The organism is Actinoplanes sp. NPDC051405 (assembly GCF_055586185.1).
In genome coordinates, this window is record NZ_JBVJIR010000012.1 from 308,045 (window position 1) to 316,307 (window position 8,263).

The 8,263-nt window shown below is 70.0% G+C and carries 8 protein-coding genes and 2 pseudogenes; 6 read left to right on the plus strand and 4 right to left on the minus strand.

Annotated elements, in window-relative coordinates:
• Positions 1-5 precede the first annotated feature (5 nt).
• Entirely contained in the window at positions 6-230 is a 225-nt protein-coding gene (locus ACZ6S4_RS26115; RefSeq protein WP_465477425.1) for a hypothetical protein, read from the minus strand.
• Between the two features lie 392 nt (positions 231-622).
• Between ACZ6S4_RS26115 and ACZ6S4_RS26120 the strand changes: the two genes are divergently transcribed.
• Together ACZ6S4_RS26120 and ACZ6S4_RS26125 are read left to right on the plus strand one after the other, a co-directional pair.
• Positions 623-1,162, plus strand: coding sequence for a DNA-binding response regulator (locus tag ACZ6S4_RS26120; RefSeq protein WP_465477426.1), 540 nt, complete (start codon positions 623-625; stop codon positions 1,160-1,162).
• Positions 1,163-1,370: 208 nt separating this feature from the next.
• Positions 1,371-1,553, plus strand: a pseudogene (locus ACZ6S4_RS26125) (peptidoglycan-binding domain-containing protein); the annotation flags it as partial.
• Positions 1,554-1,814: 261 nt separating this feature from the next.
• On the opposite strand, the gene ACZ6S4_RS26130 reads toward ACZ6S4_RS26125, so the two are convergent.
• Both ACZ6S4_RS26130 and ACZ6S4_RS26135 read right to left on the minus strand, forming a co-directional pair.
• Entirely contained in the window at positions 1,815-2,846 is a 1,032-nt protein-coding gene (locus ACZ6S4_RS26130) for a lytic polysaccharide monooxygenase (protein WP_465477427.1), read from the minus strand.
• Between the two features lie 102 nt (positions 2,847-2,948).
• The gene (locus ACZ6S4_RS26135) at positions 2,949-3,461 is read right to left on the minus strand and encodes an SMI1/KNR4 family protein (RefSeq protein ID WP_465477428.1); all 513 of its coding nucleotides are present in this window, start codon (positions 3,459-3,461) and stop codon (positions 2,949-2,951) included.
• Between the two features lie 249 nt (positions 3,462-3,710).
• Between ACZ6S4_RS26135 and ACZ6S4_RS26140 the strand changes: the two are divergent.
• From ACZ6S4_RS26140 to ACZ6S4_RS26150, 3 genes and pseudogenes are all read left to right on the plus strand, one after another.
• A pseudogene (locus ACZ6S4_RS26140) lies at positions 3,711-4,574 on the plus strand (RNA polymerase subunit sigma-70); the annotation flags it as partial.
• 22 nt (positions 4,575-4,596) lie between these two features.
• Entirely contained in the window at positions 4,597-5,367 is a 771-nt protein-coding gene (locus ACZ6S4_RS26145) for an isocitrate lyase/PEP mutase family protein (protein WP_465477429.1), read from the plus strand.
• Positions 5,368-5,566: 199 nt separating this feature from the next.
• Positions 5,567-5,971, plus strand: coding sequence for a DUF6223 family protein (locus ACZ6S4_RS26150; RefSeq protein ID WP_465477430.1), 405 nt, complete (start codon positions 5,567-5,569; stop codon positions 5,969-5,971).
• Here the strand turns inward: ACZ6S4_RS26150 and ACZ6S4_RS26155 are convergent.
• On the minus strand, positions 5,968-6,252 hold the full coding sequence (locus tag ACZ6S4_RS26155; RefSeq protein WP_465477431.1) for a hypothetical protein: 285 nt from the start codon (positions 6,250-6,252) through the stop codon (positions 5,968-5,970). The genes ACZ6S4_RS26150 and ACZ6S4_RS26155 overlap by 4 nt on opposite strands.
• A 286-nt stretch (positions 6,253-6,538) precedes the next feature.
• On the opposite strand from ACZ6S4_RS26155, the gene ACZ6S4_RS26160 reads away from it, so the two are divergent.
• Entirely contained in the window at positions 6,539-8,119 is a 1,581-nt protein-coding gene (locus tag ACZ6S4_RS26160) for a DHA2 family efflux MFS transporter permease subunit (protein WP_465477432.1), read from the plus strand.
• Positions 8,120-8,263: the final 144 nt, after the last annotated feature.

The following is an 8,263-nucleotide window of genomic DNA, read 5'->3' on the forward strand; positions in this document are numbered from 1 at the left end:
CGGCGTCAGCGCAGGCGCCGCACTGATCGCGCGGACACGTTGCTGATGGAGCCGTCCGTCCAGCGCACCCTGAGCTTGCGTACACCCACCCGGTTGACGTGGATCACGACGCCGGTCAGCGCCTGATCCCGCTTGGGTCGGCGCCGCTCGACATGGACGCCACGCCGCCAGCCCTTTCCGCTCGTGGGCACGTCACCGGGGTCAATGCGCCCGAAGTTCTCATTGACCACAGTAATCACTCCTCGGTCAAGTGATTGGGCGTCGGACTGAGGAATCCGCCGCAATTGAAAGAGGCCGCCGTCCGCATCGGATTCGCGCGCCGGATAGGCGCGACAGATAGCTTCGACACGGACGGAAAATGGCGACGCCGAGTTACTTGCACTTCAAGTTACGGCGTCGACACTCTGCGCGTCTATGACGTCGTCGATGTCAGGGCGCCGTGGTCGATGGCGGTACCCTGTCGCAGCTATGCCGCGTCCGCTGCCGCCTTCTGGCACCGTCCGTGCCGGTGTAGGACGGTAGGAGCAGCTTGCAGAATCGTGCTGTGGAGGCATCCCGGATGCCGTCTCGGATCGCCGTCTCGGATCCGCTTCCGATGTTCGGCAACGGAGTCGCGGAGGCAATGAGAAGCGTCGGCTACGACGTCGAGTCGCCCGATGACCTGTTGGCCTGGACCGCAAAAGCCGGCCAGCACCTGATCCTGCTGACCCTGCTCGTCCCGGCCGACTGGACCCTCCTCGCCAAGCTGCACGACGCCCGGCCGCAGGCCACGTTGATTGCCGTGATCGAGAACGGGGACGTGACGCGATCCGTGCGAGCGCTCACCGCCGGGGCCGTGGGCGTGCTGGCCCGCGAGGCGGACTCCGAGACCGTGCGCAGCGTGCTGTCGGCGGCCGTTCGCGGTCGCATCGTGCTGCCGGTCGACGTGGTACGCGAACTGGCGTCTCCGCGGCGCCGGCCGCCGATGGAACATGTGCCCACCGAGACCGAGATCGCTTGGATCCGCCAGCTCGCCCACGGCTTCACCGTCGCCCGGCTGGCCCAGCACGCCGGCTACTCCGAGAGGATGATGTTCCGAGTTCTGCGCGCGCTCTATCGGCGCTGGGGCGTCGCGAACCGCACGGAGGCCATCATCCACGCGCGGGGCAACGGCTGGCTCTGAGAATCGCGAGAAGCCACCGCGCCCGCGCCGTCCGCACCATCCGTGTCGGCGGGACGATTGACCAGACATCCATGGACGCCGATGATGGGACGGCGTTCATCGGCACACGAGGCCATTCTTCCCGCGCTCCGTCGCCCATTCTCCACCGGGGCATCGACCTGCAGGAACACCACTCCGCCAGGCGAGGAGCAGCATGACCAACGGGGGAATGTCGACGGTCGGTCCGGGCGACACCGGCGACACAGTGAGTCAGGCGCAACGTGCACTGCGGCGTACCCCGAACACCGCACTCGTCGTGGACGGCAAGTTCGGGCCCGGGACGGAAGCCGCGACGAAGGGCTTCCAGACGGCGGAGGGTCTGCCGGTCACCGGCGCCGTCGATGCCGCGACGTGGAAGGCGCTTCCGGACGGCAATGCGATGCCGACGCTGCGACAGGGGTCGAAGGGTGATGTGGTCCGCAGCCTCCAGCAGGTCCTGACATCGGAACCCGAGGCATCGAGGTCATCGGAGCGAGCCATACCGAGCGGATCGAGTTGGCGGCCGCGGACGAGGGCACGCCACCCGGGACGTGATTCAGGAGGTCCGGACGAGCAACGCGGTCCCCGCCGAGAGGGAACTCGGCGGGGACCGCGATGTGCTGAGTGCCTGGTGTCAGGACGCGGTGCAGGTGGCCGTTGCCGGTGGCGTTCCGGTGCCGAGGAAGCCGAAGGTCGCCGTGCCGTTGGCGGCCAGCGTGCCGTTGTGGCCGGCGTTGCTGGCGACCGTGGACGATCCGCTGGTGCTGAAGCTGGCGTTCCAGCCGTTCTGGACCGTGGCGGTGAAGGAGACCGCCCAGCCCCGGGTGCCGTTGGCGCCCGCGCGCACCTGGCCCTCGGCCTGGTAGCCGCCCTGCCACTGGCTGATCGTCCGGATGGTCGCGTCGCAGCCGCTCGGGCCCGGGTTGCTCGGCGGGGGAGTGGTCGGCGCCGGGCTGGTCGGGGCCGGGCTCGTCGGCGTGGGACCGCTGGGGGTGGGGCCCGGGTCGGTGCCGCCGCCGAACACGACGTCGCTGCATGCGTAGTACGACTGGTCGAGGTGGCTGGCCTGCCAGATCGTGTAGACGATGTGCCGGCCGGTGCGGTTGCCGGCGTTGACCTGTGCCGTGTACGTCTGGCTGGGGGCCTGCCGCCCGGTTTCGGTGACCAGCTCCAGCGCACCCCAGGTGAGCTTCTGGGTGAGCGGGTCGAAGCCCTGCCTGGTGATGTAGATCCGCAGGTAGTCGGCGCCGTGGCTGGACGGGTCGTTCAGTTTCAGGGTGAAGCTGTTCGGCTTGCTGGTGGCGTTCCACCGGCCCGGCACGTCCAGCGCGGCGTACCGGCCGCCGGCGGTCAGGCCGCCGCTGCACAGGGTGCCGTCGGGGATGGCGGCCTGGTGGCGGCCGGCGACGCCCTCGCGGAACAGTCCGTTCCAGTTGTACATGGCGTTCGGGTCGGCCTGGTACGCCTGGTAACACATCGGGTCCTGCGACTGCATGCCCGGATCGCTCGGGCTCTGCCACCGCTGGTTGCAGTCGTAGGCTCGGGTGACGGGGTCCGAAACCGCGCCGTGCGCGCTCGCTGAATGTGTCGTGAGCGCGCTGCCGGCGGCGGTCAGCACGCCGGTGAGGAGTGCGGCCGCAGCGATGCGGAGAGTTCGTGACGTCATGCGCTTCCTTCAGGGGGACGGTGTCGTGGGAGCGCTCCCATCATGACAAGAAAACGTGCTGAAGGATAGTCGGAGGTCGATGGGTGAGGCCGGTCGGCCGGTCTAGAGCTCGATTCTCGGGTTCGGGCCCGGCACGGACGCCGGCAGGCCCCAGTGCTCGACCGAGCCGTCGATGAGACCGACCAGCAGCGACAGCATGCCGCCCTCCTGCTCCCACCACTCAAGGTTCGACGAGAAGACGACGGCCGGCCACCGGTCGGGATCCGCGCCGGTCGGGCGCCAGAAGAAGAAGTCGCCCTGGTTGGAGCTGCCCCAGGGAATCAGGCCCTGCTCCGCCGGATGGAACGTGTAGTCCTCGGTGAGGTCGGCAAGGATGTCGTTGATGCTGGCCACGCCGCTGACGTACTGGTGCTCGTGGCCGGGGTCGGGCACCCGGATGGTCAGGTAGTCGTCGATCGACAGAGCCGGATAATGGTCCGCGAACTCCCGGAAGTCCGTGGGAAAAGTGATCCCCAGGGCGCCTTGCAGCAGGTCCCAGTCGATCGGCCGGGCGGTGGCGGACCGGTACGGAAGCAGCGCCGGTGCGACGCGTTCCAGGTGGCTCAGTGTCAGCATTTTGCTCTCCGTGGACGCGGTCATGCGGATGCCGCAGGGGCGGGCCGGTCGGTGAGGCCCGCCCACTTTCCGCGGCGGCTGGTGTCTGTACGAGTAGACGACGAATGCGAGGGTAACGTGACGGCGGAACTCATCCGGCGGGCGCGGGCGGGCAACCATGACGCCTTCACCGAGCTGGTCGCCCCGTACCGGGCGGAGCTGCAGGCGCACTGCTACCGGATGCTCGGTTCCTTGTAGGACTCCGAGGATCTCCTGCAGGAGACGCTGCTTGCCGCCTGGCTCGGCCTCGAGGGGTTCGAGCAACGTTCCTCCGTGCGCACCTGGCTGTACCGGATCGCGTCCAACCGCTGTCTCAATCACCTGCGGTCCGCGAAGCGCCGGCCCGCGCCGCCCGTCGCGCTTCCGGCGGCGGTGCCCGAGCCGACGCGTACGGGTGAGGTCTTCTGGTTGCAGCCTTGTCCCGACACCCTGCTGGAGGGTTTCGCCGACCGGGCCCCCGGGCCCGAGGCCCGCTACGAATCGCGGGAAGCGATCTCGCTGGCCTTCGTCACCGCGGTCCAGCTGCTGCCGCCCAATCAGCGTGCCGTGCTGCTGCTGCGTGACGTGCTCGGTTACCGCGCCGCCGAGACCGCCGACCTGCTGGGTCTCACGCCGGACGCCGTCACCAGCGCGCTGAAGCGGGCCCGGGCGACGATGGCGGGGACCAGGCCGGATCGGCCCGCGCCGCCGGCGCCGGACGGCCCGCGGGAGCGTGAGCTGCTCGAAAAGTTCGTCTCGGCGTTCACCGCCTTCGACGTCGACCGGCTCGTCGCGCTGATGACCGACGACGTGTGGCTGCGGATGCCGCCGGCGCCGTTCGAATATCACGGCGCGGACGCCGCGCGGGCCTTCTTCACGGCGGTCGGCGCGCGCCGGCCGGAGACCGACCGCTTGATTCCGGTACGCGCGAACGGCCAGCCCGCCTGGGGTGAGTACCGTCGCGACCCGGTCACCGGCATCTCCCGCCTCGCGGGCATCGAGGTCATCGGCCTCGCCGGGGACCGTATCTGTGAGATCACCCGTTCCGAGGCCACGGTGGCGCCGTACCTCGGCCTGCCGCGCACCCTCGGCTGAACCCCGAACCTGGAGGACTTCCATGCCTGCTGATCTGCCCGCCCGGCAAGCCCGCGCCCAGCGGCTCCGCGAGCTCCACAGCGGAGAGCTGCTCGTCCTGCCCAACGCCTGGGACGCGGCCAGCGCCGCCGTCGTGGTCGAGGCCGGCTTCCCGGTCGTCGCCACCGCCAGCAACGCCGTCGCGTCCATGCTCGGCTATCCCGACGGCGAGGGGGCGCCCTGGCCGGAGATGTTCGCCGCGGCCGAACGCATCATCCGGACCGTGCCGGTCCCGGTCACGGTGGACGCCGAAGCGGGGTACGGCATGCAGCCGCACGAGCTCGTCGGCCGCCTGCTGGACATCGGCGCCGCCGGCTGCAACCTGGAGGACACCGACCACCGGGCCGGTGGGTTGAAGGAAGCCGGCGCCCACGCCGAATGGCTCGCGGCCGTCCGGTCCGCCGCCGACGACGCCGGAGTCCCGCTGGTCATCAACGCCCGGGTCGACACCTTCCTGCCCACCGCCGGCATCCCCCAGCCGGACCGGCTGACGGAAACCATCCGGCGGGGCACGCTCTACCGGGACGCGGGCGCCGACTGCGTCTACCCCATCGGGGTACGCGACCAGGACGCCGTCGCCACCCTGGTCACCGAACTGGCGTGCCCGGTCAACGGCAACACCGGTGAACACCTCGACCTGGCGACGCTGCGAAAGCTCGGCGTGGCCCGCGTCTCGTACGGGCCCAGCTTCCACCGCGCGGCGCTGGCCGGAATGGCAACCGCTGTCCGCGCCCTGCGCGCCGAGGCCGAGTAGGCACCGTCCACATCGTCATGGCCCGGCAACTACCGCGCCGGCAGTAGATCGCCGTCGACTGCGGCGTCCGCGGCAGCCGGGTACGCCGGCGACAGCAGCCTGAAGTGCGTCTTCCCGCGGGATGACCCGCGGTGCGTCCGGCGACATGATCGGGCTCAACCCGGAATCCGGGGACGGGACACATCGGAAGGACGCTGTCATGAAGGTGCTGAAGTCGATCGCCGGGGCCGGAATGTTCCTGTTGGTGGCTCTCGTCCCGGCCGCCCCCGCGGCGGCGCACCCGATGGCCGCCGACGTCACGTCCATGAGTTCCGGGCGGCTCGGGGCGAGCGCGGGCGCCGTGCTGGGACTCGTGGGAGTGGTCATCGGCTGGCTGGCTCTCACCCGTCCCGCCGGTCGCACCAGGGCTGTTGCCGCCCTGGTGGCCGGACTGCTGGGTGGCGCGCTCGGCGGGCTCGTCATCGCCACGTCCGACGGTGGTGTCGGCACCGGCAACGGACTCGGGGGCGCCATCGTGGCGGTGGCGGTGGGGCTGATCGCCGTTGTCCTCGGTGGGCTCGCGATGGTTCGCTCCCGCCGTACCGGTCGGCCGCGGTCGGGTTAATGCCCCGGGCCGCGATCGCGGGCCGCGATGGCGTCCGCGATGAAGGCGCGGAACCCGGCGAACTGCTCGGCGGTCATCTTCCACCGGCGCCCGCCCATGATGTCGTCGTCGCCGTACGCCCGTCCCAGGCGCACCTTGAAGCCGTCGCCGTTCGGGGTGGCGCTGATCCGCAGATGAGCCACGTGCAGCCGCAGGCTCTCCTCCGTGCCGCTGTGGAAGATCTCCAGCACCCGGCCGTCCAGCACCATGATCTCGTTGTCGAGCGCGAACTCGGTCGCCATGCACGCCACCCTGATTTCGGTCGCCGGCCCCGGTGGCCCGGCCCGACGGTAGACCGGGCCGGCGAATGTGAAGACGTGGCGGGCTTCACGTCTTCAAGTAGCACGACTTCCCCGCCCGCCGGCGCGCCACAGGGCAGAATAACCCCGGTAGCTCGGCCCCGGCTCCGGAAAAGCGGATGCCGGCCGCCGGGGACAGTGGCACCATCGTCGCTTTGCGCACGGCCCGCGCCCCGACGTGCAGCACGTTGACGCCGGCCGCACTGCCCGACACAACCTGGAGCTCTCCGTGACTGGTCAAGCCGCCGCGACGCCCGACAGGCTGGACGCCGCCGTGCTGAAGATCGCCGGCGTGGTGGTCCTCGGTGCCATCATGTCGATCCTCGACATCACCGTCGTCAGTGTGGCGCTGCCGACCTTCCAGACCCAGTTCGACGCCACGTACGCCCAGGTCGCCTGGACCATGACCGGCTACACCCTGGCGCTCGCCACGGTGATCCCGCTCAGTGGCTGGGCCGCCGACCGGTTCGGCACCAAGCGCCTCTACATGCTCGCGCTGCTGCTGTTCACGCTCGGCTCGGTGCTCTGCGCCACCGCCGACTCGATCGAGCAGCTCGTCGCGTACCGGGTGCTCCAGGGCCTCGGCGGCGGCATGCTCATGCCGCTCGGCATGACGATCATGACCCGGGCCGCCGGCCCGGAACGCATCGGCCGGCTGATGGCCGTCCTCGGCATCCCGATGCTGCTCGGCCCGATCGGCGGCCCGATCCTCGGCGGCTGGCTGATCGAGGCGGCCAGCTGGCACTGGGTCTTCCTGATCAACCTGCCGATCGGCGCGATCGCGCTCGTCTACGCCTTCTTCGCGCTGCCCAAGGACAACGCCGAGTCGTCGGAGTCGTTCGACTTCGTCGGCATGCTGATGCTGTCGCCGGGTCTGGCCCTTTTCCTGTACGGCGTCTCGTCACTGCCGGAGACCGGCACGATCACAGCCACCAAGGTCTGGTCCACGATGCTGGTCGGCGCCCTGCTGGTGATCGGCTTCGTGCTGTACTCGTTCAAGCCGCGGCACCCGCTGCTCGACCTGCGGCTGTTCCGCAACCGCAACCTGACCGTCTCGTCGATCTCGCTGTTCGTGTTCATCATCGCGTTCATGGGCGCCGGCCTGCTGTTCCCGAGCTACTTCCTGCAGGTGCGCGGCGAATCCACGCTGAACGCGGGTCTGCTGATGGCGCCGCAGGGCATCGGCGCGATGCTCACGATGCCGATCGCCGGCATGCTGGCCGACAAGATCCCGGTGGGCCGGACAGTGCCGTTCGCGATGGCGCTCATCGCAGCGGGCTTCTTCACCTTCACCCAGGTCGGCACAGACACGTCGTACTGGCTGCTGTGCGGTTCCCTGTTCGTGATGGGCCTCGGCATGGGCGGCACGATGATGCCGATCATGACGTCGGCCTTGCGCACGCTGACCAGCCATGAAGTGGCGCGCGGCTCCACCCTGGTGAACATCCTCCAGCAGATCGGCGGCTCGATCGGCTCCGCGATCATGTCGGTGATCCTGACCAGCCGGCTCAACGGCTCGGAGCCGATCCCGGGCCTGAACAACCCGCGCACCGGCGAGCCGATCACCGAGGCCGGGGCGGCGATCGCCAGCCAGCACGGCCAGCAGATGCCGGTCGAACCCTCGGTCATCCAGCGCGGCCTGGAATTCGTGGCCGACTCGTTCGCCACCACGTTCTGGGTGGGCTTCGGCCTGGTGCTGCTGACGTTCATCCCGATCGCATTCCTGCCCCGCAAGCGCCAGCCGGCGAAGCTGGGCGGCCCGGCCGAGGAGGGCGACGGCCGCCTCGACACGCCGGTGATGATCCACTGAGGTAGTGGCGGGGGGGGGGGGGTTTCCCCCCCCCCCCCCCCCCCCTCCCCCCCCCCCCCCCCGGCCACCCCGGGACCTTGTGGGCGGCCAACCGAGAGCGTTGTTGGCGACCGTCCGGGAGGCTTCGTGCGGAATGGTGGAGGT